Below are 24,726 nucleotides of genomic sequence, written 5' to 3' on the forward strand. Positions count from 1 at the left end.
AGAAACAACTCTTTCTGTCCCAACTTTCCTTTTTTATTTTTCTTTCAACGCTTCAAGATAATCTAATGCATCCTGCACGTTCTTTACAGGTACGATTTTCATTTTAGTTCCAATTTTTTCAGCAGCAGCTTTTGCTTCTTCGTAATTGGTTTTGATTCCTGGCTCAGCTTTTTTCATTTCTTTCGTGATTTCATCATCAGGAGCAAAGAAAATTTCCATTTCATTTTTGCTAGCAGTCACAACCTTTTTGTCGATACCACCGATTCGTCCAACCACTCCTTGAGTATTGATCGTTCCTGTCCCAGCAATTTTATGTCCTTTGCGGATTTCTTTCTGTGTTAATTGTTCATAGGTCTCCAAGGTAAACATCAGACCTGCTGAAGGTCCTCCAATATTTCCTGCATTGATTTCAACAGGAATTGAAGATTCAATTTCAGTATGATCTGTCAGGCCAATTCCGATCCCTGCTTTTTTATCTGTTGGCAATTCGATCAATTTACCTTCCGCCTCTTTAGATTTACCATCTTGTAAATAGCTTACAGTGACGTTTTGTCCGACTTTTTGTTTTTTTACATAGTCGACAAATTCTTCACTACTTTTAAATGTTTTTCCGTCGATTCCTGTCACAGTATCTCCAACAGAAATTTTCCCTTTAAAACTAGAATTATCTTCAATTGCTAAAACGTAGACACCTTTAAAAATCATTTTATATGGAACATCAGCAAGTTTTAACGCTTGCTCAATTGCAGCATTTTTTGACGAATCCATATAATATTGCTGAATTCGATCGTATTCACTGCTGGTACTTGATCCCATCAGCTCTTCTTTACTAACTAATTCTTGAAAATCAGAGAATTTTGCTTTTAATGCTGAGCCTAATGTTGCTTTACGAACCCCAACTGTTGTTAAATAGAAAGCACCTGGTTCGGCATCTTTTTTATTATTCACTGTCACAAAATCTTTTAAATTTTCGGTTGTTCCTGGGCCTTCAATGTAATAAGGTATGGGAAAAATCATTATAACAATTAATAAAATAACTATTATGAAAGGGAGCATCGACTTGATTGATCGTTTTTCTTCATGTTTATTCTTCATTTAGTTTCATCTCACGATTCTTTTGATTTAGTGCTTGATTAATAGAGTCAGGTAAATACATAGAAACATCTCCACCAAATCTAAGTACTTCCTTTAATAGACTTGAACTGATGTGGGCATACGCTTCATCGGCTAGTAGAAAAACAGTCTCTAAATCAGGTGCTAAATGGTGATTCATTCTAGCAATATCTTTTTCATACTCATAATCTTTTACATTTCTTATTCCTCGAATTAAAAAGGTTGCACCTAATTCTGCTGCACCCTCAACAGTGAGTTTCGTTTCTTGAATGATTACTTCCACATTCTCTAAATGGGCAACTGCTGCTTTAATTAAAACAAGTTTTTCCTCTAAGGTAAAAAGTGACGTTTTGTTTGTGTTCACAAAGACTCCCACAATGACTTTATCAAACATTTTTGTGCTGCGTTCTATCATATTTAGATGGCCATTTGTCAACGGATCGAAACTGCCAGGAAAAAGAGCAATTTTAGTCATCATGTACCTCCCGTTTATAAATCGTTATTTGAGTGATACCATAAGTTGTTTCGCGCGTTTTTGCATATGTACCGATCGTTTCAGGAAGTACGACAGATTTATCCGTCTCACAAACAACGACGCCATCTTCACTTAGTAAATTATAGTCAAGCATTAGTTCTATTTGTTTTTCGATTTCCTGTTTAGCATACGGTGGATCAAGTAAAACCAAATCGATTGTTATTTTTTCTTCTTTTAAAAATGCCAACGCTTTATTGGCGTCCATTTTCTTGATTATAAACTTGGAAGATTCTTTTGTTACTTCAATATTTTCTTTGATGATTTTAACAGCAGAGAAATTTTTTTCAATACAAATCCCAATATCCATTCCTCTTGAGACTGCTTCAATTGCGAGACCTCCACTACCTGCATATAAATCTAATACTGTACCTCCATCAAAATACGGACCGATCATATTAAAAATCGATTCTTTTACCTTATCCGTTGTAGGACGTGTATTGTCACCATCCAATGCCTTTAAACGGCGTCCGCCATATTCTCCAGAAATAACCCGCATCTTTTAACGCTCCTTTACTTAATCAGCTACTATACTTTAATAGTATAGTAATTATACAGAAAAAAGATGAAAAATGTTTGACGTTCTTTCACATTTTTCATCTCAATTTTTACACATTTTCAGCTAAACGAATTTGAGTACTTAATTCTTCCACTTCAAATCCTTCTTCTTTCTTATACTGATAAGCAGCTTTTGTGCCAATCTTTTCAGCAAAATTCATCTCTACATCAGGACGGTAAGAACGTTCTACTTTACGAACAAAATGCAGACCATTGATTTTAGCTTCTGAACTTTCGATATCTTCTTCATTCATATAAATGACAACATACTTCATTCTGCGTGATACATAGTGGATCAACCCAAAGCGCTTCAGCGTTTTTAATTGCTTTAAACTGAATACAAAAACAACTAAACAACGTCGTTTTTGGATAGTAAATTCTTTTTCTTCTTTAACTTGCATGACAATTACCTCCACAACCCGAGTGTTTTCCTTTTTCAAAAAAGGGATTTCCAGCATCTACTTTAATATCGTCTGAAATTGTTTTTGCTACTGCCATACCTACTAAATCTAAGATCGTTTGGACACCTGTCTCAGAAAAACGAAATTCTGCGACTTCTTCGCTCATATCCAAAGCTCGCTTTGCTTGACGAACGGCACGTTGTTTAGTCCGAAAATCTGGTGCATGATTCCCATAAGCTTCGATTCGCTCAAATGAATCTTTTGCGTCTAAAAATGCCTTTTGTTTGTCTCGAACATCTTTTGATCCGTACATTGTTTGACGATTTATTTTATAAGATTCAATGCTTTCACTTGTCAAAATGGCTTGAACAAGTTTTTCTGTTTGATCTTCTATTTCAAAAAGTTTTTCTGTTACTATCATCCTTATTCACTTTCCTCTGTTTGTGATATTTCTTTTTCTGATTCTTGTAATAAGACTAACATACTTGCTTTAGAGAAAGCAACGCCTATGTTTTCGTTTTCTTGATGTGCGAAACGAGAATAATACAGTGAATCAGAAAACCAAGAAAGCACAGTGAACGTTGAGTCATAAACCGGTTCTGTATACATACCCGTTGCCTTTTTCTTGTCTAATTGAGCAATTTTCAATAATTTCTGATATTCATCATTTGTGAGTGTAAAACTAGCAGTTGCCATCATTTGTTCTTTGCTATACTGCCAAATTTCTGCTCTTTCAAGCGAAAAAATATTTTTTTGATTTTTATTTAAAGTATCAAATAGTTTTTGAGCATTTTTTTGACTTTCAGTATTCACACGATAACTAGGTAAATCTTCCTCAAGTTTCAGCAAATTGATCGTTCTGATTATTTGATTGCTTCTAACAGCATCAAAACCAGAGGTCTGTTCTGTTATAAAGAAAGGCACAACTTCTCCTTCAATCAATTGATAAGGCATTAATGTCAATAATGTTTTTTTGTCTAAATACGTAACAGCTGAAAGTTTACCTGTACCATGATTGAAAAATAAAATAGCAAATGTTTTGTTATCAAAAGCAATCAATGGTCGATAATTCATATCTTCTTCCATCAGTTCCACATCATAGTTGCTTTCTTTGTATGTAAACGCAAAATTTGAATATATTGTCATCAGTTCTGAAACATCAGATAACTTCATACCAATTGAGAATGGTTTTGTTTCTTTTGAATCGTTGAATGCTTTAATTGCAGAAATTTTTTCGTTTTGGACATTCATTTCTAGATAATCTGCATCTTTTTCGCCATAGATCCATAGCTCATATCCCATAGCTGTGTTCAGTTTTTCAATTGGTTCACCAAACACTTTTACAAAGTCATCTGTTTTTTCACCTATGTAAGCAGCATAACCAGATGTGGAAATTTCCTCATATGGTAAAGCAGTATGGGAGATATCTTGTCTCCCACTTTCTGCTTTTTGCTGCATTTTTTCAGCGGGGAAAAAGACTGGCTGCAAGTATCCGCCTATCAGGACTACCAAGAAAACGCCTAAGAAAGCTAAAAATCGTTTCATCTTTTCCCCCACTTTTCGTTTAATGTTCTTTTACTTCAATTAAGAGGTCACCTGAACTGATCGGTTCCTCTTCAAACACGTAAAGATGCTCAACAATACCATCAAAACGAGCTTCAATCGTAGTTTCCATCTTCATCGCTTCTGTTACTAATAGGGCATCGCCTTTTTTGACTTTATCGCCTTTTTTAACTAAAACCTGAAGGACAGAGCCTGACATCGTTGCGCCAATTTGTTCTTTATTCGTTGGTTCTGCTTTACGTTTTGCTTGAACGGAAGATTTGATAGAGGTATCTTTGATGACTACTTCACGGCGTTGTCCGTTTAAATTGAAGAACAATACTCTATTTCCTTCAATATCAGGATCACCAATTTCATCTAAACGAATAATCAATGTTTTACCTTTTTCAATCTGGACTTCAACCGATTCACCTTGGCGAATCCCTTGGAAAAACGTTGGTGTGTCTAATAAAGTAACATCACCAAAATTTTGGTAAGAAGTACGGTAATCTAAGAATACTTGTGGGTACATCAAATAACTCAATATCTCTTCTAATTTTGGTTCGTAGCCGATTTTTTCAGCTAATTCTGCTTTTACTTTATCAAAGTTTACAGGTGCTGCCAAACTTCCAGGTCTTTCAGTAAATGCTGGACGTCCTTTCAAAATAATTCTTTGTAAATCTTTTGGAAATCCACCAACTGGTTGGCCTAAGTCTCCTTGGAAAAATGTAACGACTGATTCAGGGAAACTTAATTCTTCTCCATTAGCGTAGATATCCTCTTCTGTTAAATTATTTTGAACCATGAATAGTGCCATATCCCCTACAACTTTTGAAGAAGGTGTCACTTTTACGATATCGCCAAACATCAGATTGACAGTATGATACATTTTTTTAATATCATCCCACTGATGACCTAAACCAACCGCTTTTGCTTGCTGTTGCAAATTAGAGTACTGTCCACCTGGCATTTCATGCATATAAACTTCTGTTTGCGGAGCATTCAAGCCATTTTCAAATGGTTGATAATACATACGGACATCTTCCCAATAATGGTTGATTTTTTGCGTATTATCGATATTGACATCAGGCGTACGATCGCCATTAACTAAAGCATAATACAAACTGCTCATGCTTGGCTGACTTGTTGCCCCACTCATTGCACTTGTCGCGACATCAACGATATCAACGCCGGCTTTCGTCGCAGCCGAGTAAGTGATAATACCATTTCCACTTGTATCATGTGTATGCAAATGAATCGGTAAATCTGTCGTATCTTTCAACTCACTGATCAAACGATAGGCTGCTTGTGGTTTCAATAAACCAGCCATGTCTTTGATCGCAATAATATGAGCACCCATTTTTTCAAGTTCTTTCGCCATATTTTTGTAATATTCAACATTATATTTTGCTCTTGATGGATCATTGATATCAGCTGTGTAACAAATAGCCGCTTCAGCAATTTTCCCTGTGTCTCTAACGGTTTGAATACTTTTTTCCATTTGAGGCAGCCAATTCAAACTATCAAAAATACGGAAAACATCAATGCCTTGTCTTGCTGATTCTTTAATGAACTCTTCAATAACATTATCAGAATAATTTTGATAGCCAACAGCATTCGAACCTCTGAACAGCATTTGAAGCAATGTATTCGGCATTAATTTACGAATCTTACGTAGTCGTTGCCAAGGGTCTTCATTTAAGAAACGATAGGCAACATCGAATGTTGCACCACCCCACATTTCACTTGAAAATAGCTCTGGCAATCCTTCACCTGTCAATCGTGCAATTTCTTTAAAATCTTGTGTTCTTACACGAGTCGCTAATAAGCTTTGGTGTGCATCGCGGAATGTCGTATCAGTCAATAAAACATTTTCTTGCTTTTTGACCCAGTCGATCACTCCTTGCGCTCCATCTTTATCTAAAATATTCTTTGCTGTCACATAATCACTACGTAATTCTAAATCTGTCGGAATACGCGGTGCATCAAAATATTTTTTTTCTAACTTTTCAATGCCAGGAAATCCATTGACCGTTACTTCACCAATATATTTCATTGTTTTATTTCCGCGATCTCTTAATTTTGGAAATTCAAATAATTGCGGAGTATTATCAATAAACGTTGTTTTTGCCTCACCTGACTGAAACTCAGGGTGACCAATCACTTTGTGAAGGAATGGGATGTTTGTTTTAACCCCGCGAATTCTAAACTCTCTTAAACAGCGTTCCATCTTTTGGATTGCTTTTTCAAAGGTAAAGCCATGGGTACAAACTTTTACTAGCAATGAATCAAAATAAGGCGTAACGACTGCACCAGAATAAGCATTCCCAACATCTAAACGGACACCAAAACCGCCTGGCGAACGATAAGTATCGATTTTACCAGTATCTGGCATAAAGTGATTTAGTGGATCTTCTGTTGTGATTCGACACTGGATTGCTGCACCATTCAACGTAATATTTTCTTGTTTCGGGATTTTCATATCTTTATGTAAATCAAGCCCTTGAGCGATTTGCAATTGAGATACTACAATATCGATATCTGTGATCATCTCAGTAATCGTATGTTCTACTTGAACACGAGGATTCACTTCAATAAAGTAAAATTGATCTCCTTCAACCAGGAATTCAACTGTTCCAGCATTGATATACTGAACATGTTTCATCAATTGAACGGCAGCATCACAGATTTCTTTCCGTTTTTCTTCATTCATCGAGACACAAGGCGCTACTTCGACGACTTTTTGGTGACGACGTTGTACTGAACAGTCACGTTCAAATAAGTGAATCACATTGCCATGCGTATCCCCTAAAATTTGAACTTCTATATGTTTCGGATTTGAAATATATTTTTCAACATAGACCTCATCCGAACCAAATGCCGCCTTAGCTTCACTTTTCGCTCGATCATAGCCTTCTCTGGCTTCTTTTTCATCGTGAGCAACTCGCATACCGCGACCGCCTCCACCAAGTGCTGCTTTGATCATGATCGGAAAACCATGTGTCCGTCCAAAATCCAAGACACCTTCTACAGTATCAACTGGACCATCAGAACCTGGTATTGATGAAATCCCAGCTGCAACAGCCGCTTCTTTTGCTTTGATCTTATCTCCAAAAATATCTAGATGGTGTAATGATGGACCGACAAAAGTGAGCCCTTCTTCTTCACAGCGACGAGCAAATTCTAAATTTTCAGAAAGAAACCCGTAGCCTGGATGAATAGCATCCGCACCAGATTTTTTAGCGATTCTGATAATATCTTCCATGTCAAGGTACGCTTCAATTGGTTTTTTACCCTTACCGACTAAATACGCTTCATCCGCTTTAAAACGATGAACTGAATATTCATCTTCTGCTGCATAGATCGCCACTGTCCCGATGTGCATCTCTGTACAGGCTCTAAAAATTCGAATTGCAATTTCTCCACGATTTGCTACTAAAACTTTTTTCATTCTTTCACTCCTACCTGTTTATTTAGGCTGACTGAGAAGTATTTAACGTCAAAATAAATCGAAGTTACTTCTGTCTTGCCATACAATTACCTTCATTTATAGTTATTGATTATTAAGTAATCGGTATTCCTGATCCATTTTTTGTTTTTTTTCATCTGCACTGATATTCAGTACAAATGCCACTGCTGTAGAAATAATCAACACACTATTTCCTCCATGACTAAGAAAAGGGAATGTGATCCCGGTTAGAGGAATAACACCTGTAATACCGCCAAGATTAATAAAAACCTGCAACAATAACATTGAACCAATACCGACACACATCAATGAATTGAACGGTTTTTTAGAACGCACTCCGACTAGAATGATACGCGCAATCATAAACATTAAAATTGCTAAAATGATCAAGGAAACTAAGAGACCTAACTCTTCGATCGTAATAGCAAAAATAAAATCCGAATGTGCTTCTGGTAAGAAACCTTTTTTCTGAATGCTATTACCCAAACCTTTTCCAAACCAACTACCATTGTTGATCGCATAATATGAATTTGCTAACTGATGTCCGGCATTGCGTTCATCTTTAAATGGGTTTAAAAATATAGCAAAACGTTGATATACATATTGATACCTTTGAGGAATAAAACTACCTTTGCTTAGTATCAAAGCCTGAATGACAACAATACTACCTAAAATTCCAGCGCCACCAACAAGATAAGTATACATATAGTTTACACCACTAGCCAATAACATAATAATGACTATTAGTGTTAGAATCGCTGCATTTCCAAAATCGGGTTGTATAGCCACTAAAAAAATCAAAAAACCAACCAAAAGCATTGGTCTAAACACAGCTTTTTTAAATTCTTTATCGATATATTTCTGTCTACGCCCCAAAATAAAAGCTAAATACCAAATCACCATAATTTTCAGATATTCGGCTGGTTGCATCGAAAACGCGCCCAAATATAGCCAGCCAGAAGCCCCATTGATCGTTCTTCCCAATGGTGTAAATTTAACGGCCATTAGCAAAACAGAGATCACACTAATTGCAAACATAATAAAGGCTTTATTTTGAAAAACAGTTGTTTTCATCTTGTAAATAAAAAACATTGCAACTAAACTTAAAACCCAAAATTGTAATTGAGAGATGACCATACTTGTTGGTGATAATCCCTTTGATACTAATAATGAAGATGTCGAACTATAGACCATGATCAATCCGATTGCACTAAGGACTAAGTACGGGATCAAAATGCTATAGTCTAACAGATGTCTCTTTTTTATCTTATTTGGCAAAGCTTAACCCTCCTTGCCACTCTCTTTTTTTTCTTGTGTCTCTTCATAAACGTCACTATATAATTGATTAAGCTCTTTTTCTAAGTCACTTAGTAATTGATGTCCTTGTTTTGAACTTAAAATACCAATTCGAATGGCATACGTCACCTGACGAGAAAAACCATACATTTGTGTATCTACGACTTCCTCAAAAGCCTTACACTGGGAAATACACAAGCTATTTTTTTGATTACGGATCAACATAATAATCCTGTTTGCATCATCGTTTAACAGCTGAACGGCAAATTCTTTTGAAATGGATTCCATTTGCACTAAACCTCCCATCTTAATTATGTAATTATAGCATAATTTGTCTGTTCATTAACAGAACTTTTCTTAAAATCCTCTGTTAAAAATTTTTTTACTATCTTAACAAACAGAAATAAGTGGCAGTCTCAATATTCTTTTAAAATTAAATCTGGCTCAACTTTATATAGTAATCACCGTTGCTGCTAAAATCTCGGTATTATTTTGATTTTTTCTAGTATTTTATTTTAATTTAAGCCATAAACAATTGCGTAATAGATGACATAAAACCAACTCAAAGCACCATGAAATACTGCCCAAACAATACTGTGCCAGTTCACGTAAGAGATGACCAATGCTAATGCACAACCAAACGAAACTCCTGCTTTTGCACTCTCTTTCATAACGATTCCTCCTTTATAAAATGTGTGGTTCAACTTGTATATAAATGCTATTATTTATAGTAACAGAATCTATTTTAAGAAGCTATTAAAGTACCTATGAATGATGATTATTTATCTAACATAAATCGAACGCTCTTTTATATAAAAATCGTCTCTTGAACGTTAGAAATTTAAATCTTATATTCAAAGCAGCTTTGCTATCCAATTAAATTTTAATTTAAATGTATTATATAGTTTAAAAAAACGTTTAGAAAAAAATTTAAAATCATTGAAATTTGATTCAAAAAATATAAAAAAGAGCGCGAATGAATCACATTGCATGATTCATTCGCGCTCTTTAAACGTTGTAATAAAAGGTCTAGATTGCTGTTGTTGCACCACGGTATACAATACCACGACGAGGATCAACAGTGATTAATTCATCATTTTCAATCAAGCTTGTTGCATCAGCAGCACCAACGATTACAGGAATATCTTTTGCAATTGCAACTACTGCTGCATGAGAAGTTAATCCACCTTCTTCGACTACCAAAGCAATTGCTTTGTCGATTGCAGGCATGTAATCTTTGTCAGTTGTTTTAAGAACTAGAATAGAACCTTCTACTGCATTTGCTACTGCTTCTTCAGCTGTATTGGCTACAACTGCTTTGGCAATAACTGAAGCTTCGCCGATTCCTTGACCTTGAACTAATTTTGATCCAATCATTTGAATCTTCATTAGGTTTGTTGTACCTCTTTCACCTACTGGTACACCAGCCGTGATGATGATCAAATCACCTTCACTTGCAAAACCTTCTTCTTGAGAAGTGTGAGTTGCTAAATTAAACATTTCATCAGTACTTGCAGGTTTGTCTGCCACTGTTGCATAAACACCCCAAGATAATGATAAGCTACGAGCTTTTTGTTCTGTAAATGTAATCGCAACGATATGTGATTTTGGACGATATTTAGAAATCATGCGGGCAGTATGTCCTGACTCAGTTGCCGCAACGATTGTTTGAATACCTAAATTACGGGCAGTATGTCCAACTGATTGACCAATCGCTTCTGCCATATCTGTTTTGCTGTATAATTTTAATGCAAATGAATCTTGGTTGATCAATGCTTCTTCTGTACGAACTGCGATACGAGCCATTGTTTGAACGGCTTCTAATGGGTAATCCCCAGCAGCAGTTTCACCAGATAGCATAACTGCATCTGTTCCATCATAAATTGCATTGGCAACGTCATTTGCTTCCGCACGTGTTGGACGTGGGTTGCGTTGCATAGAATCTAGCATTTGCGTCGCTGTAATGACTGGTTTACCTAAGGCATTACATTTTTGGATTAAATCTTTTTGAACAACAGGTACATCTTCTGTTGGAATTTCAACACCCATATCACCACGAGCAACCATCAAACCGTCAGAAACTTTTAGGATTTCGTCAATATTGTCGATCCCTTCTTGGTTTTCGATTTTAGGAATGATTTGGATGTGTGTAGCATTTTCTTCTTCTAAAATTTTAGTAATTTCTAAAACGTCGGTTGCACGACGAACGAAGCTTGCTGCGATAAAGTCAACACCTTGTTCAATACCAAAACGGATATCAGCAGCATCTTTATCTGTGATACCAGGAAGGTTTACTGAAACGCCAGGTACGTTAACACCTTTTTTATTTTTAAGAACGCCTTCGTTTTTAACAAGTGTAACGATTTCGTTCGCAGTACGATCGATATCAGTCACTTCTAAGTCGATCAATCCATCATCTAAAAGAATATGAGAGCCAACATTTACGTCGTTGATCAATTCTGGATAAGTAATTGAAAATTTTTCGTTTGTTCCTAAAATTTCTGTCATAGAGAGACGTACTGAATCGCCAGTTTTTAATGTAATAGCACCATTTTCCATTTCGTTCGTACGAATTTCAGGTCCTTTTGTATCAAGTAAGATTGCTACACGTTTCCCTGTAATTTTTGCAGCCTCACGAATATTTTTGATACGGTTTCCATGTTCTTCAAAGTCACCATGTGAGAAGTTCAAACGGCAAACATTCATTCCTGCATTCATTAAGTTTACTAGCATATCAACAGTTTCACTAGCTGGTCCGATCGTACATACGATTTTCGTTTTTTTCATTACCAAACGCTCCTATTCCATTTTTGTTTATACATTATGAAGATTATCTATTTTCCTCAAGCGATACTTTATGAAACTTGTATCTAAAAAGAAATCTCTTGATTTAAATCATAAAGTGATAAATCTGGTTTGTGTTTGTTGTTTTCCAAAGTATCAACGATATCTGCAGAAACAACTTCGTTATTCAGCATGCCGATACATTGTCCACCTTTACCTGCTTTTAATAATTCAACAGCGTAAGAACCAAATTTACTTGCTAAGACACGATCACGAGCACTTGGTGAACCGCCACGGACAACGTGTCCTAAAATAGACACACGTGTGTGGAAATCGCCATGTTCAGAAAGTTTATCGGCAAATTCGTTACCACCCATCACACCTTCTGCTAAAATAATTAAGCAATGTTTTTTGCCGCGATCACGACCTTCTCTAATACGCTTTGCAACATTAACCATGTCAAAATCATGTTCTGGAATGATGATTTCATCCGCTCCACCTGCAACACCTGACCATAGTGCGATATCGCCTGCACCACGTCCCATTACTTCAATGACGAATGTACGTACATGTGAAGTGGCAGTATCACGAATACGGTCGATTGATTCTAGGACTGTGTTGATTGCTGTGTCAAACCCGATCGTGAAATCAGTCCCTGGAATATCATTATCGATCGTCCCTGGAATTCCTACAGCTGGAAATCCACGTTTTGTTAAAGCCATTGCTCCATGATAAGAACCATCACCACCAATAACAACTAATCCTTCGATGCCGAATTTTTTCAATTGTTCGATCCCTTTTAATTGTCCTTCTTCTGTTGCGAATTCTGGGTAACGTGCAGAATATAAAAATGTTCCTCCACGTTGAATTTTGTCACCAACATCCGCAATATCTAAACGGCGGATATCTCCTGCGACTAAGCCTGCAAAACCGTAGTTGATCCCATAAACTTCGATCCCATCAAAAATCCCTTTACGTACCACTGCACGAATTGCAGCGTTCATTCCTGGGGCGTCTCCCCCACTGGTTAAAATACCGATACGTTTCATTCGTTCTTTCACCTCATATAATATACTTTTAAGCTGCAACAAGTTTTGTCACAGTTATTCATTACTCAAAAATATCACGTCATTCATTTTACCATTAATAGTGCAAAAAGTCTTGATTAAAGAAGAAATAATTGAAAAAAGATGAAAACAATTAGTATTTTTTACCGTAAATCATTTGAAAACAACATTTTGATCACCTAAAATCGCTTCTAGTTGTTCTTTTACATCTACTGTATCAGCTACCCAATTTTCTTCTCCCAGAACTAACTTTTTGCCATTTTTTTCAAAGTAAATAATTACTGGTGTATTCCCTCTGTGCTTTTGAATGACGTCTTGAATACTTTGCAAAATTTCTTTTTGGTCTTTCGCTTCAATAATTTTTAAATAACACGTTGTTGCACTGATGCTGTTTTCAATATCACTCGCTTTTTCAATCTGGTTTACCAGTAATTGAAGTTCTTGATTATAATTACTTTTTTCTATTTTTCCTTCTACAAAGTAAACTTGGTTTTGTTCAACAGTTTGACGGAGCGTTCTGAAAACTGTAGGGAAAAGCGTCAAAGATAAGGAACCAGTTAAATCATCCCCTTCAACAAAAGCCATTTGTTCGCCTTTTTTTGTACGAATCACGCGAATATCTTTGACATAGATCAATAAGCGCGCTGATTGGTTTTCTACTACATCACTGACTAACATCACTTGTTTTGCTAAACGCGTTTTTTTGAACTCTTCAGTAGGATGACCTGACAAATATACACCTAAATATTGTTCTTCTTGTTCTAGCTTCTCTTCTAATGAGTAATCTGCAACTTCTACCTCTTTTAGTTTTAGTGTATCTTCTAAAAGATTCATGCTACCGCCACTATAAATGATGTTTTGAATTTCACTCTCTAGACTAACTGCTAATTGACGACGATTTGCTTGCAGATCGTCAAAGGCACCAATGGCAATCAATGGTTGAATATTCTCAGCTTTCAACCACTTACGATCAATACGTAATAAAAATTGATCAAATGTTTTAAATGGACCTCGCTCTTTTCGTTCATCTAAAATATTTTGGATAAAATCTCTGCGGATTCCTTTTAAAGAACTAAAACCGAACATGATTTGATCATCATTATTTAAGTAAAAGCTATAGTTACTAGAATTGATCGATGGCTGCACGATGACCATTCTATTTTTTCGTGCTTCTCCGATATACTCCTTGATTTTAGTAGGATTATGTCTTACCGAATGGAGAATTGCTGCATAAAAAGCGCCAGGAAAATGTACTTTTAAGTACGCCATTTGAAATCCAATAAATGAATAAGCGAAGGCATGAGATCGGTTGAATCCGTAGTTAGCAAAACGCTCGATATAATCGTAAATCATCATTGCAACGTCTTCACTGTGTCCTTGTTTCATTGCACCTTCAACAAAGTGTTTGCGCTCTTCATCTAATACATCTTTTTTCTTTTTACTAACTGCACGTCGTAAAATATCTGCTTGTCCTAGACTAAAACCTGCCATCGTAGAGGCAACTTGAATGATTTGTTCCTGATACACAATAACGCCATACGTATTCTTTAAAATCGGTTCTAAAACAGCGTCAGGGTAATTGATTGGTTCTTGCCCTTTTTTTCGACGAATAAACAAATCAATATTCTGCATTGGTCCTGGACGATACAAGGCATTTACAGCTGCAATATCTTCAATACTTGTTGGTCCAAGTTTTCGTAAAACATTTCTGATACCTGCTGACTCAAACTGAAAAACACCACTCGTTTCTCCGCGTCTAAATAAGGACAATGTCAATTCATCATCTAAAGGAATTTGATTTAAGATCACTTCTTTTTTGTACACGCGTTTGATCGATTTAATCGTATCATCGATGATTGATAGATTTCTAAGTCCTAAGAAATCCATCTTTAGCAAACCTATTTTTTCAACATCATTCATCGTGAATTGCGTCAGAAAAATATCGTTTGAACCTGGTTGTAATGGGACAATATCTAAAAGGTTCAAATCACTGATCACCACACCAGCTGCGTGGGTGGAAACATGACGTGGTAAGCCTTCTAAGCGCATAGCCGTATCGTATAATAGACGGTTCGTTTCAGAAGAATTCACTAATTCCACAAGATTTTTTGAATCAGTATAAGCTGTTTTCAACGTCATTTTCAATGCACTAGGCACAGCATTTGACCAACGGTTTGACTCACTTTGAGACAAACCAAAGACTCGAGCAACGTCTCTCAAAACCATTTTTGCTGCCATCGTTCCAAATGTAGCAATCTGTGCCATATGATAGTGTCCATATTTTTCACGTACATATTGCAGCACTTCTTCACGGCGATTATCTGGGATGTCTAAATCAATATCTGGCATCGAGTGTCTTTCAGGATTTAAGAATCGTTCAAAAAGCAGATCATATTTGATTGGATCTACGTCCGTGATTGATAAAACATATGACACCAGAGAACCCGCAGCAGAACCACGACCTGCACCTGTCACGATTTTTTTATCATGAGCAAAAGCCATTACGTCCCAGACGATCAAAAAATAGTCATCAAACCCCATTGTATGGATGATACCAAGCTCTTTTTCTAAGCGCTCTTCATATTCGGGTGAAACAATTGAAATGCGTTCAGGAAGTTTCTTCAAACATAACTCTTTCAAAAATTCCCCTGCCTGTTTCCCTTCTGGAATCGGGTAATGCGGCAATAAGCGCTGATGTAGAGGAATCTCCACCGTACAGTGCTCGGCAAGTTTTTCCGCATTGTGAATAGCTTGTTCATTCACAATTGTACGTAACTGCTCAGTTGCATCTGTCTGATTTCTGAGATAAAAAGGGCCTTCAATTTCTGTTTCTTCCGCATTAAGCATCATTTGTTGTCCTTTTTCGATGTGCGTTAATACTTTTAATGCAAAGCCATCTTCTCGATTTAAATAACGTGTTTCCTGTAAAGCAAGAAGTGGTTGATCTTTTGCTTCGTAAAACTTAAAAAGTGCCGGATCAGTTTCTGGATTGCATGTAAATGAGGCACCCGCAAAAAAGGAGTTTGGCTCAAATAATTGCACTAACCGATCTAAACTTTCTGCTGCCTCTACCTCACTTTGTTTTAAAGCAAAAGCCACTTCTCCTCTCTCAGACGGCATCACGGCAAATAAATGCGTTAAATACTCTTTAATATCGTCCAAATAAAAATGTCTTTCACTATTCATCTTGGCAGTGGAGATCCGCATCAAGTTTTTATATCCTTCTAAATTTTTTGCATATAATAATAACTGAGCAGATCCTTCAGACTTTTGTGGCGTATATTCTACTGTCAAACCAATGATCGGTTTGATTGCTTCTTTTTTGCAGGCTTCAAAAAATTCGATTGCCCCATGAAGCACATTGATATCGGTAATTCCTAGGGTCGTATAGCCTAGTTTTTTGGCTTGTTGCACTAATTCTTGAATCCGAATAGTACTGGAGAGTAAGGAATAGGAAGTAATTGTATATAATTGTGGAAAGGGCATAGGGCATCTCCTTCTATATATGATGGTTTTAAATCAAAAAATGTAACTTTCAATTTCTTTACATTTGCAAAAATTGTGCTAAACTATAGCTAGAAAAGAGGTGCATTCCATGCGTTACATTCTTGTATTGTTGTGGTCCTTCTTGCTAGGACAAGTAGTCGGTTATATCGGTGGTGCTTTAAACGGCGGAACTTACGATTTTATGCTGACAACGATTATGTCATTGATTACCGGCGTGATTATCTTATTGATTGGTCAATTTGCATTACCAAAAAAAGAAACCACTAAAAGTGCTCAATAACTTTCAGATCGTCGCCTTAAGCTGACTTTCCAAAAATAGCTTTTCAATCGCCTTTTGTTCCGTGAAAGTGATGATTATAAAAAAACCAGTTATTACAAACATTGTAACTGGTTTTTTTATGTTTTCAACCGTTTAAAGACTTTTATTTAAAATTTTTCGAAAATTAAACAATGACAGGCAAATATTTCCTAATACAAAACACGCTGTTACAATAAATACTGCACTATAGCCCATACCATGAGCAACAGTTGATCCAACCATGGGTCCCAAAACTTGCCCGAAATTACTAAACATCTGATTGTAACTGTAAACCCGGCTTACACCCTCTGATGGCGTGATTTTACTGATCAGCGTATTGATTGACGGCATCAACGCCCCTGTTGAGAACCCAAGAAAGAAACGTAGTAATCCTAATTGAAAAGGCGTTTTGACAAAGGCCATTGGAATATAACAAATCATTGATAAAATCAATCCAGCTAATAAAACCTTATGATTACCAATCTTGTCTCCTAGTTTCCCCAATACCGGTGAAGAGATCACAGCAGATACACCAGCAACTGAAACGATTAGACCACTAATAAACAAAATATTGCCAGTATCATGGCTCAATGAGCGAATATATAGTGTCAATATCGGGCTAATACTTGTAACACCAATTTGTAAAATCAATGTTGTAATGAATAATCCAATCAAAATGGATACATGGTCCATCTTTGAAAAAATCTCTTTTGTACTCAATAAATCTTTCTTCTCAATTGGTTGGAAGTCTTCTTTGACCATGAAAATCGTTAGTAAAGTTGTGATCAATAACACCACTCCAGTGATAATAAAAACATTTTCCATCCCAAACCATTGAGCAAGTGCCCCGCCAATCGATGGTCCAATCAAGTTTCCAGCAATTGCTCCTGTCGAAAGAGTTCCTAGTGCCCATCCACTTTTTTCTTTTGGTGCTTGTGAAGCAATCATCGCAGTTGCGTTAGGAATATATCCAGAGAGTATCCCATTAAAAAAACGCATGATCAAAAGCCAATAAACATTTGGAACAAAAGCCAACGAACCCATCGTGATCGTCATTCCAGCCGCTGCTCTGATCATCATCAGTTTCCGACCTTTTCTATCCGCTAAATTCCCCCAAATCGGTGCAACGATTGCTGCTGCAAAAGCCGTAACAGATATGGCAAGACCAGAAAATAACTCTACCTGATTCTTCGGAGTCCCCAACTGCTCAACATATACAGGAATAAAAGGCATTACTAAACTAATACTTGCACCCGTAAAAAAACAGCCCAACCAGGCAACCATTAAATTCTTTTTCCATTCAATTTTCATCTTAAAATACACCTCACAAGTTCTTCACTATTAACTATACTCCAAATTCTCCAATCTCTCAAAAAAATTTTACGTAAACAAGTAAAAAGGTTGTGAAACAAAAGTGAAAATTCACTTTCGTTTCACAACCTAAATAGCAATACATGACAAAAGAAGAAATAACCACCAAAAAAATTAATTGCCATTTTGACTTCTTTTTAACACGATCATACGTTATAAAATTGCCAAAATAATGAAGTTTAAAACAAACAGAGCATTTACTACCCAAAGAATTGGAGAAATTTCTTTAATTTTTCCTTTTGCAACTTTAACTACTGCATAAAAGATAAATCCTACTGCAATCCCGTAAGAAATACTGTAACATAGCCCCATAAAGATCGATGCAAAAAATGCTGGAATTGCTTCTTCTAAATTTGTCCATTCAATATCTTTGAATGACGCAAGCATCATGACCCCAACTAAAATCAATGCAGGAGCAGTTGCTTGTGCTGGAACAATCGCAATCAGTGGAGAAAATAAGCTACTTAATGCGAATAAAACAGCAACCACTACTGACGTCAATCCTGTTCGGCCCCCAGCACCAATTCCTGTAGCACTTTCCACATAAGTCGTAGTATTAGATGTTCCAAACACGGCACCGATCGAAGTTGCAATCGCATCCGCAAACAAGGCTTTGTCCATTTTTGTTGAAAAACCTTTACTGTCTTCCAGCGCAAGCTCATCTTCTTTAGAGAATATTCCTGTCCGACGTCCTGTTCCGATAAATGTACCAATCGTATCAAATGTATCAGATAAGCTAAAAGCAATGACGGTCATCACTACTTGAGGAATTTTTGATGCATCACTAAATAACGACTGCATACCATCTGCGCCAAATGCCGCACCAAAAGTTGTTCCTAATTCACTAATAGAATTTCCCAAAGAATTCTCTTGCCAGTTTATACTTGACGGATCAACGACACCAAGTGGAATCCCAATAATCGTCGTAGCTACAATACCAATCAAAATAGCACCACGAACATTCAAAACAACTAAAACTGTAGTTAAAACCAACCCAATAACTGCTAATATAATTTCAGGATTATTAAAGTTTCCTAATGCTGGAACGATACTGTTTCCATTAACGATGCCTTTATCAGGTTCTGCTTGAATCGTAAAATCTAATAATTTTGCATTCTTAAGTCCCACATAAGCAACAAAGATACCGATACCACCGCCAATTGCGTGTTGCATGCTCTCTGGAATCGCCTTGATGATCAATTTACGAATTTTCGTTACCGTAATCAAAACATTGATCAACCCGCAGATAAATACCATTGCTAAGGCCTGCTGCCATGTATAGCCTAAACCGAAAACAACTGTAAACGTGAAAAAGGCATTTAGACCCATGCCTGGCGCTTGAGCATAAGGAACATTTGCAAATAGTCCCATGATCAAGGTTCCAATGATTGATGCGATAATTGTTGCTAAAAATACTGCTTGAAACGGCATTCCTGTTTGAGATAAAATTGACGGATTTACGAATAAAATGTAGCTCATTGCAAAAAATGTCGTTATCCCTGCAACCATTTCCGTTGAGATAGTCGTTTTGTTTTCCTTTAATTTGAAAAACTTTTCCATGAAATTGTCTCTCTCCCTTTTTACTCTAAGTTTATCAGAATGATTCGTTTCGCTCGTTTAAGTAACTATTTTAGACAGCCAACGATTTCTACAGAACAAGTGCATGTTCCTTTTTTCTGATGAATACTTTTAAAGTATAAGGTAGAGCAAAGTCTATTTCAACAAATTATTAACTTTATAATCAATTCAAGTCGTTAATGTTCGTGTTTTTCAGATTATTTATTATCTTCTGTTTTTGAAAACTCAGCAAAGTGTTTTTCTGTCATGGAATCGATTTCATTTAAATGTTGATAAATGGATTCAATCAAGTGTTGTGAAATTCTAGACAACTCTTCGCAATCTTTCAATTTTAGTTCTCCTGCTTTTTGTTGATTGATCAACTGGTGTTTCGTTTTGAAAACATAGGGATTATCACTAAAAATGATACTTAGCTCCAACGCTTTATAGATACCATGAAGTTCTTTGAAAATATCTAAAGGAATAAATTTCAAATAAATAGAGTAAAATTCAGTTATTTCGTTTGTAATATACTTACTCCCCAAGTTCTGTAGAAAGTTCTAGGGCTGTCAACTCTTTTTCTTCAAGTTGATCCTCATTGATCATATATTTCTTTGAGGAAATCAGCAAATGTTCTTTAAGCAAATTTTTTTGCCACAAATCAACAGTCAAAATCTGTTTTCTTTTTTGATACAATAACTCGAAATTCGATTCTACATTAGAGGTAGTTCCCATAAAATTTTCCAACAAGAAAACTGTTACATAAACCTCAAACGGAACAAAGGAAGATCAATATAGTAGGTTGATTGTTACATTTTGAGATGTTTCTCCTAAAATAAAAAGAAAAAAATTTGAAAAAACAAATAAAAGAACTAGAGAAACTATCAAAATAACGTGGTATTTATCTTTTTTCATACATTAACCTCCCTTATTTTATAGCTAGTTTGTCTTTTTCATTCATAACATTAAGTATAGTATAACATTAAGAATGAGTCCGAGACAAAACGAAAAATTCGTTTTTTTTATAACTCTAAATCAGGATAAATGATGAAAAATAAAGCGCCGTTCTTTGTTTTTTCAAATAAATACTTTCATCCAACTCCTTGATTTTATCTAATTATTGCCAAAGAAAGCTCTACAGTTATTATGTGAAATCCACAACTGTAGAGCTTCTTTTTTATAAAACTTTGCGTTTTAATATAACAATAAAACTGGTACTGATCGTTATTGCTCCAAATAAAACAGAAAGAGAAGATTGCCTTTCACCTGTTTTAGGTAAATTCTTTTTAGCTCCTTTTTCTGAAAGCTCTTTTGTATTTGATGACTCAATGATAGCTTCTTTCTTCGGTAAAATCTCTATTGGAAACATAACGTTATTTTTCTCTTCATCTAACACTAAAGCCGTCAACTTCTTTTTACCTTTTATGTTTAATGAAGTAACGTTGATTTTAATACGACCGTCTGAATCAGCATGTCCAATCAAATCCGCTTTTGGTGGTTCTATTGTTCTTACGCTCGTCTGAGGAATTTTTCCATCATAAAGTAAAATTGTCGCATTTGCTAACGTAACCCCTCTTAAAAGTTCATCGTCTTCATATAAGGGATCGAAAATTGTTGCTTTTTTGATTTTCTCTTCAGCTTCTTTTGTATCAGGCACTTCTGGTTCTATTGGCTCTAGAGGCTTTGTTGGCGCTACTTGTTTTTTACGGTTCTCAACAGTTGCACCAATCGTCTCACCAGCTGCTTCTTTGCTTTCAATATATTCAATGAACGTCTCTGTATCAGGCTTGATTGCATTAACAAAACTAGCATTCGTAAATCCAGAAAAACCATCTCCCCCACCAAATAAAAAGTCGTTGACCACAACTAGATAGGTTTTATCTGCTTGAATAGGTGTCCCGTCTTTTGTCTGCATATCTTGGACTTTGAACGGTTGATTTTTATCTTCAGTCGCAACATAAGTATACGACAAACCAGAAATTTGTAAGAAGTAACGTTCTTCTTCATCATACTGCTCGTTCAATACTTGTTCCACTTGTGCACCTGTCATTTCAACTACTTGCATAATATTTCCAAAAGGTTGTACTGCTTGAGCTGCTCCCCACGTAATGGCACGATTTTCTCCAACAGTCAAATCCGCACGAATCCCACCATTATTCGTCATAGCAAAGTCTGCTTCAATACCTTGCGCTTTTGCCATCGCAATTTGACCATCTGTGATCAAATTACCTAGTGGTGATTCTTTTGACTCGTTCACTTCACGAGTGATCGCGCCAGCTTCTTTCGCTGTTCCGATTTTTTTATTCGTAACTTTGGCGACACGTTCTTCAGCATCTTTCACCGTTGCTTCGACCTTTTCATCAATCTCAGGTGTATCTTTTGCTGCTGGGTCGACTGGCAGGACACTTGCTTTAGGCGTATCAACAAAATCATTGGTCTTTGGATCCAGAGTTCCTTGTACATCAATATAACCTTTTCCTTGTGAAGTTGACTGGACCACTCTTGTTTTGTTGACAACCCCATTCGTATATTGATGGTTATGCGCTGCGAAAAATACATCTACACTATTATCAGGATAAATTTCATCAACTTTCGTCATAATTTCAGCTGCTTCGCCATTTACTTTATTCGCTTTACTCGTAGCGGGAATATGAGCCAACACGACAATTGCATTCACACCTTGATTTTTAAGTTGGCTAGAATAGTAGGCTATCGTTTCAGCTTCATCTAAAAAGTCATATGCTTCATAATGTTCTTTTAAAACTAAATTTGGGATCTCAGTTGTCACAACGCCGATAAATCCAACTTTTATCTTATTATTGGCTGTTCCTACTTCTTTGATTGTATAGGGTTTCCAACCAAAAGGAATTTCTTCTGTTCCTTTTTTTACGACGTTTCCGATCACGATCTGAGTTTTCGATGCTTCTCTTGGGTAAGACATCAAGATACCATATGGATCATTTTCTGGTTTTTCACCGAGCATGATTCGATTGAATTCTTGAAGTCCTTCATCAAATTCATGATTCCCTAAAGTCCCTACAGAAAAATCCATTTGATTCAATACTTTGATCGTCGGCTCATCCTGAAGCAACCCTGAACTGGCTGGACTTGCTCCAACCATATCACCAGCTTGTACACGTAATGTTTGAGCACCCGTATTTGCTGCTTTAAATTGTTCTTGTGCACGATTCAAGTAACCTGCAAGAAGTGGAGCTTTTCCAGCATTCGCTACTTTATTGCCTTGATCGTCAAAGAAGGAACCCGTTGTATTCAAAGCACCATGAAAATCATTGATTCCTAAAATTTGAAAAGGAATGTTTTCTGCTTGCGATTGTTGTACAACTGGCAGATTATTCTTATCCGATCCGTTATTTGTTTGTGCCTCACCGATCTTAGTCGTCCCCACGACGCCGCTAGTGATGCCTCCAATAGTAAATAAAATAGTCAACAAAGAACTTTGCCACTTTTTCATATTTGTAACTCCTCTGCAATTATTTCCAAAAACACATAATTAAAGAGTAACAAATTCCTCACACTCTGTCAATGCAGTTTTTCGTTTTTATCTACCAATTCCAAGCCTTTTTCCATAACAATCGCCGCTAGTAAAATCAACTGCATCACCGTAAATAAAAGAATAAATAATACTTTTTCTATTGACCATGTCAAAAATATAATTTGCAGTGTTTCAATCGGTTTCGTAAATAAATAGACACTATGTAAACGATCAAATCGCCCAACAAAAATTGCCAAACTGGACAATATATTTACACACAAAACAAAGATTGCTCCTTGCCATTTCTTTTGCAAAATATTTCTACTAAAACTTTCATTAAGTACCGTAAATACTGTCGCCATTCCTAAAAAACCATACACACAGATCCCAACTGTCAATAGGCTAAATGAGAACCAGGCAGACAACGACTGACTGAATATCTGATCCATTCCTTGATTGATAGGCAAATTTTCTAAGTGAAAAAAATCTGTAAATAAATACGGAGCATTGGGATAAAATAATAACCAAAAAAATCCTACTATAAGAAAAAGCTGGTTTCTTAGTTTTTTAAAATGGAAACTAATTTCCAGCGGAATATACCCCAATAAAACATTCAATGCCATAAAAGAATACATTTCAGAAAAAAATAACATGTACGTACAATAAATCAAAGTTGCTATTCGTATTGACCAACGAGAGATTTGAATCAACTATTTCACCATCCTTTTTTATCTAGTGTATCATAAAGAAAAATTTTTCTAAAATTTTCTTGAAAACTTGTCATTCTGCTAATTTGTGCTAGACTAAGTTTAAGAAAAATCTTTGGGAGGAACGATTTTGAAAAAATTAATTGCAATCGACTTAGATGGTACAACTTTAAATGCACAATCACTGATTAGTGAAACAACTGAAAAAGCGTTGAAAAAAGCGATGAAACAAGGTCATTATGTCAGTATTGTCACAGGTCGTCCCTATCGGATGAGCGGTCAGTTTTATCGCCAATTAGGCTTAGCTACTCCAATGGTCAATTTTAATGGCGCGCTTGTTCATATGCCTGAGAAACAATGGGCAGATGAAAAAGAAACAGGAATAAAACGAGATTTAGTTTTTGACATTTTAGCCCAAAAAAAAGCATTGAATCTTGATTTTGTTGCAGCAGAGAATAAAGAAACTTTTTATATAGACAGTTTAGATTATTTTGATTCAGCTTTCTTTGCCTCAGAAGTTACTCCGGACAATCTTTTGACTGCTAAAAATTTGATTACAGATCCAACATCGATGATGGTTCGAACCTCTAAAGATCAAGCAGCTCTTGTTTCGGATACTTTGATGAAGCAATATGGTGATTATGTGGATGTTAGAACTTGGGGTGGGCCAACACCTATTTTAGAAATCGTTTCTAAAGGAATTCAAAAAGCCAAAGGTGTGGAACAAGTCGCGAATTATCTAGACATCAAGCGTTCAGATATCATTGCATTTGGTGATGAACATAATGACGAAGAAATGTTGGACTATGTTGGTTGGGGCGTTGCTATGAAAAATGCGACGGATAAAATCAAATCTGTAGCAAACGATATTACTGAAAAAAGCAATGACGAGGATGGTTTGGCTGATTATCTAGAGCGGTATTTAAATTTAAAAGATCAATAAACTTTAAAGACTAGAACAAAGCTTGTGGCTTTTCGTTCTAGTCTTTTTTTGACAAAATCATTAACTCTTGCTAAAATAAGAACATACG

The 24,726-nt window shown here is 36.0% G+C and carries 22 protein-coding genes; 2 read left to right on the forward strand and 20 right to left on the reverse strand.

What is annotated here, in order from left to right; all coding sequences use genetic code 11:
* Positions 1 to 33: 33 nt before the first annotated feature.
* The 13 genes from AC4BC4_RS09225 to dnaE all read right to left on the reverse strand — a co-directional run bounded on the left by AC4BC4_RS09225 (position 34) and on the right by dnaE (position 16,248).
* A complete protein-coding gene (locus AC4BC4_RS09225) occupies positions 34 to 1,095 on the reverse strand; it encodes a SepM family pheromone-processing serine protease (protein WP_490475480.1) in 1,062 nt (353 codons plus the stop codon).
* Entirely contained in the window at positions 1,085 to 1,588 is a 504-nt protein-coding gene (coaD, locus tag AC4BC4_RS09230; RefSeq protein WP_490475481.1) for a pantetheine-phosphate adenylyltransferase, read from the reverse strand. Before coaD ends, AC4BC4_RS09225 begins: the two co-directional genes overlap by 11 nt.
* Complete coding sequence (rsmD, locus tag AC4BC4_RS09235; RefSeq protein WP_438755778.1) at positions 1,581 to 2,144, reverse strand: 16S rRNA (guanine(966)-N(2))-methyltransferase RsmD; 564 nt, start codon at positions 2,142 to 2,144, stop codon at positions 1,581 to 1,583. The genes coaD and rsmD overlap by 8 nt, the downstream gene beginning before the upstream one ends.
* Positions 2,145 to 2,253: 109 nt before the next feature.
* Positions 2,254 to 2,604, reverse strand: coding sequence for a YlbG family protein (locus AC4BC4_RS09240; RefSeq protein WP_490475482.1), 351 nt, complete (start codon positions 2,602 to 2,604; stop codon positions 2,254 to 2,256).
* A complete protein-coding gene (locus AC4BC4_RS09245) occupies positions 2,594 to 3,025 on the reverse strand; it encodes a YlbF/YmcA family competence regulator (RefSeq protein WP_438755776.1) in 432 nt (143 codons plus the stop codon). The genes AC4BC4_RS09240 and AC4BC4_RS09245 overlap by 11 nt, the downstream gene beginning before the upstream one ends.
* Before the next feature lie 2 nt (positions 3,026 to 3,027).
* Entirely contained in the window at positions 3,028 to 4,149 is a 1,122-nt protein-coding gene (locus AC4BC4_RS09250) for a CAP-associated domain-containing protein (RefSeq protein WP_490475483.1), read from the reverse strand.
* Between the two features lie 19 nt (positions 4,150 to 4,168).
* Positions 4,169 to 7,597 (reverse strand): pyruvate carboxylase, encoded by a 3,429-nt coding sequence (locus tag AC4BC4_RS09255; protein WP_490475484.1) that lies wholly within the window; start codon positions 7,595 to 7,597, stop codon positions 4,169 to 4,171.
* A gap of 102 nt (positions 7,598 to 7,699) precedes the next feature.
* On the reverse strand, positions 7,700 to 8,893 hold the full coding sequence (locus tag AC4BC4_RS09260) for an FtsW/RodA/SpoVE family cell cycle protein (protein WP_438755773.1): 1,194 nt from the start codon (positions 8,891 to 8,893) through the stop codon (positions 7,700 to 7,702).
* A 3-nt stretch (positions 8,894 to 8,896) separates the two neighbouring features.
* Positions 8,897 to 9,199, reverse strand: a complete 303-nt coding sequence (locus AC4BC4_RS09265) for an Fpa/YlaN family protein (RefSeq protein WP_438755772.1) — start codon at positions 9,197 to 9,199, stop codon at positions 8,897 to 8,899.
* A 227-nt stretch (positions 9,200 to 9,426) separates the two neighbouring features.
* On the reverse strand, positions 9,427 to 9,582 hold the full coding sequence (locus AC4BC4_RS09270; protein WP_490475485.1) for a hypothetical protein: 156 nt from the start codon (positions 9,580 to 9,582) through the stop codon (positions 9,427 to 9,429).
* A gap of 358 nt (positions 9,583 to 9,940) precedes the next feature.
* Positions 9,941 to 11,698 carry a pyruvate kinase gene (gene pyk, locus AC4BC4_RS09275; protein ID WP_490475486.1) on the reverse strand — a complete coding sequence of 586 codons (1,758 nt, stop codon included), beginning with the start codon at positions 11,696 to 11,698 and terminating at the stop codon, positions 9,941 to 9,943.
* A gap of 83 nt (positions 11,699 to 11,781) precedes the next feature.
* Positions 11,782 to 12,744 (reverse strand): 6-phosphofructokinase, encoded by a 963-nt coding sequence (pfkA, locus tag AC4BC4_RS09280; RefSeq protein ID WP_438755769.1) that lies wholly within the window; start codon positions 12,742 to 12,744, stop codon positions 11,782 to 11,784.
* 171 nt (positions 12,745 to 12,915) lie between these two features.
* The gene (gene dnaE, locus AC4BC4_RS09285) at positions 12,916 to 16,248 is read right to left on the reverse strand and encodes a DNA polymerase III subunit alpha (RefSeq protein WP_490475487.1); all 3,333 of its coding nucleotides are present in this window, start codon (positions 16,246 to 16,248) and stop codon (positions 12,916 to 12,918) included.
* Between the two features lie 109 nt (positions 16,249 to 16,357).
* Here dnaE and AC4BC4_RS09290 point away from each other — a divergent pair, with 109 nt between their 5' ends.
* The gene (locus AC4BC4_RS09290) at positions 16,358 to 16,549 is read left to right on the forward strand and encodes a YjzD family protein (RefSeq protein ID WP_206841920.1); all 192 of its coding nucleotides are present in this window, start codon (positions 16,358 to 16,360) and stop codon (positions 16,547 to 16,549) included.
* Positions 16,550 to 16,681: 132 nt separating this feature from the next.
* Here AC4BC4_RS09290 and AC4BC4_RS09295 read toward each other — a convergent pair whose 3' ends face one another.
* The 7 genes from AC4BC4_RS09295 to AC4BC4_RS09325 form a co-directional block, all read right to left on the reverse strand.
* The gene (locus AC4BC4_RS09295) at positions 16,682 to 17,878 is read right to left on the reverse strand and encodes a multidrug efflux MFS transporter (protein ID WP_490475488.1); all 1,197 of its coding nucleotides are present in this window, start codon (positions 17,876 to 17,878) and stop codon (positions 16,682 to 16,684) included.
* Positions 17,879 to 18,091: 213 nt separating this feature from the next.
* On the reverse strand, positions 18,092 to 19,498 hold the full coding sequence (locus tag AC4BC4_RS09300; protein WP_490475489.1) for an NCS2 family permease: 1,407 nt from the start codon (positions 19,496 to 19,498) through the stop codon (positions 18,092 to 18,094).
* Positions 19,499 to 19,713: 215 nt separating this feature from the next.
* On the reverse strand, positions 19,714 to 19,989 hold the full coding sequence (locus AC4BC4_RS09305; RefSeq protein ID WP_490475490.1) for a hypothetical protein: 276 nt from the start codon (positions 19,987 to 19,989) through the stop codon (positions 19,714 to 19,716).
* A 40-nt stretch (positions 19,990 to 20,029) separates the two neighbouring features.
* Positions 20,030 to 20,230 (reverse strand): hypothetical protein, encoded by a 201-nt coding sequence (locus tag AC4BC4_RS09310; protein WP_490475491.1) that lies wholly within the window; start codon positions 20,228 to 20,230, stop codon positions 20,030 to 20,032.
* A gap of 54 nt (positions 20,231 to 20,284) precedes the next feature.
* Positions 20,285 to 20,410, reverse strand: a complete 126-nt coding sequence (locus AC4BC4_RS09315) for a hypothetical protein (protein WP_490475492.1) — start codon at positions 20,408 to 20,410, stop codon at positions 20,285 to 20,287.
* Positions 20,411 to 20,672: 262 nt separating this feature from the next.
* Positions 20,673 to 22,967, reverse strand: coding sequence for a 5'-nucleotidase C-terminal domain-containing protein (locus tag AC4BC4_RS09320; RefSeq protein WP_490475493.1), 2,295 nt, complete (start codon positions 22,965 to 22,967; stop codon positions 20,673 to 20,675).
* A gap of 68 nt (positions 22,968 to 23,035) precedes the next feature.
* Positions 23,036 to 23,641, reverse strand: a complete 606-nt coding sequence (locus AC4BC4_RS09325) for a DUF1361 domain-containing protein (protein ID WP_438758786.1) — start codon at positions 23,639 to 23,641, stop codon at positions 23,036 to 23,038.
* 184 nt (positions 23,642 to 23,825) lie between these two features.
* Between AC4BC4_RS09325 and AC4BC4_RS09330 the strand changes: the two genes are divergently transcribed.
* On the forward strand, positions 23,826 to 24,638 hold the full coding sequence (locus AC4BC4_RS09330; RefSeq protein ID WP_490475494.1) for a Cof-type HAD-IIB family hydrolase: 813 nt from the start codon (positions 23,826 to 23,828) through the stop codon (positions 24,636 to 24,638).
* Positions 24,639 to 24,726 lie beyond the last annotated feature (88 nt).

Source organism: Enterococcus sp. AMC1086 (assembly GCF_058216575.1).

Coding starts and splice junctions, on each gene's coding strand:
- AC4BC4_RS09225 (WP_490475480.1), bottom strand. CDS start 1,095: ATGAAGAATAAACATGAAGAAAAACGATCAATCAAGTCGATGCTCCCT.
- coaD (WP_490475481.1), bottom strand. CDS start 1,588: ATGACTAAAATTGCTCTTTTTCCTGGCAGTTTCGATCCGTTGACAAAT.
- rsmD (WP_438755778.1), bottom strand. CDS start 2,144: ATGCGGGTTATTTCTGGAGAATATGGCGGACGCCGTTTAAAGGCATTG.
- AC4BC4_RS09240 (WP_490475482.1), bottom strand. CDS start 2,604: ATGCAAGTTAAAGAAGAAAAAGAATTTACTATCCAAAAACGACGTTGT.
- AC4BC4_RS09245 (WP_438755776.1), bottom strand. CDS start 3,025: ATGATAGTAACAGAAAAACTTTTTGAAATAGAAGATCAAACAGAAAAA.
- AC4BC4_RS09250 (WP_490475483.1), bottom strand. CDS start 4,149: ATGAAACGATTTTTAGCTTTCTTAGGCGTTTTCTTGGTAGTCCTGATA.
- AC4BC4_RS09255 (WP_490475484.1), bottom strand. CDS start 7,597: ATGAAAAAAGTTTTAGTAGCAAATCGTGGAGAAATTGCAATTCGAATT.
- AC4BC4_RS09265 (WP_438755772.1), bottom strand. CDS start 9,199: ATGGAATCCATTTCAAAAGAATTTGCCGTTCAGCTGTTAAACGATGAT.
- AC4BC4_RS09270 (WP_490475485.1), bottom strand. CDS start 9,582: ATGAAAGAGAGTGCAAAAGCAGGAGTTTCGTTTGGTTGTGCATTAGCA.
- pyk (WP_490475486.1), bottom strand. CDS start 11,698: ATGAAAAAAACGAAAATCGTATGTACGATCGGACCAGCTAGTGAAACT.
- pfkA (WP_438755769.1), bottom strand. CDS start 12,744: ATGAAACGTATCGGTATTTTAACCAGTGGGGGAGACGCCCCAGGAATG.
- dnaE (WP_490475487.1), bottom strand. CDS start 16,248: ATGCCCTTTCCACAATTATATACAATTACTTCCTATTCCTTACTCTCC.
- AC4BC4_RS09290 (WP_206841920.1), top strand. CDS start 16,358: ATGCGTTACATTCTTGTATTGTTGTGGTCCTTCTTGCTAGGACAAGTA.
- AC4BC4_RS09295 (WP_490475488.1), bottom strand. CDS start 17,878: ATGAAAATTGAATGGAAAAAGAATTTAATGGTTGCCTGGTTGGGCTGT.
- AC4BC4_RS09300 (WP_490475489.1), bottom strand. CDS start 19,498: ATGGAAAAGTTTTTCAAATTAAAGGAAAACAAAACGACTATCTCAACG.
- AC4BC4_RS09310 (WP_490475491.1), bottom strand. CDS start 20,230: ATGGGAACTACCTCTAATGTAGAATCGAATTTCGAGTTATTGTATCAA.
- AC4BC4_RS09315 (WP_490475492.1), bottom strand. CDS start 20,410: ATGAAAAAAGATAAATACCACGTTATTTTGATAGTTTCTCTAGTTCTT.
- AC4BC4_RS09320 (WP_490475493.1), bottom strand. CDS start 22,967: ATGAAAAAGTGGCAAAGTTCTTTGTTGACTATTTTATTTACTATTGGA.
- AC4BC4_RS09325 (WP_438758786.1), bottom strand. CDS start 23,641: ATGTTATTTTTTTCTGAAATGTATTCTTTTATGGCATTGAATGTTTTA.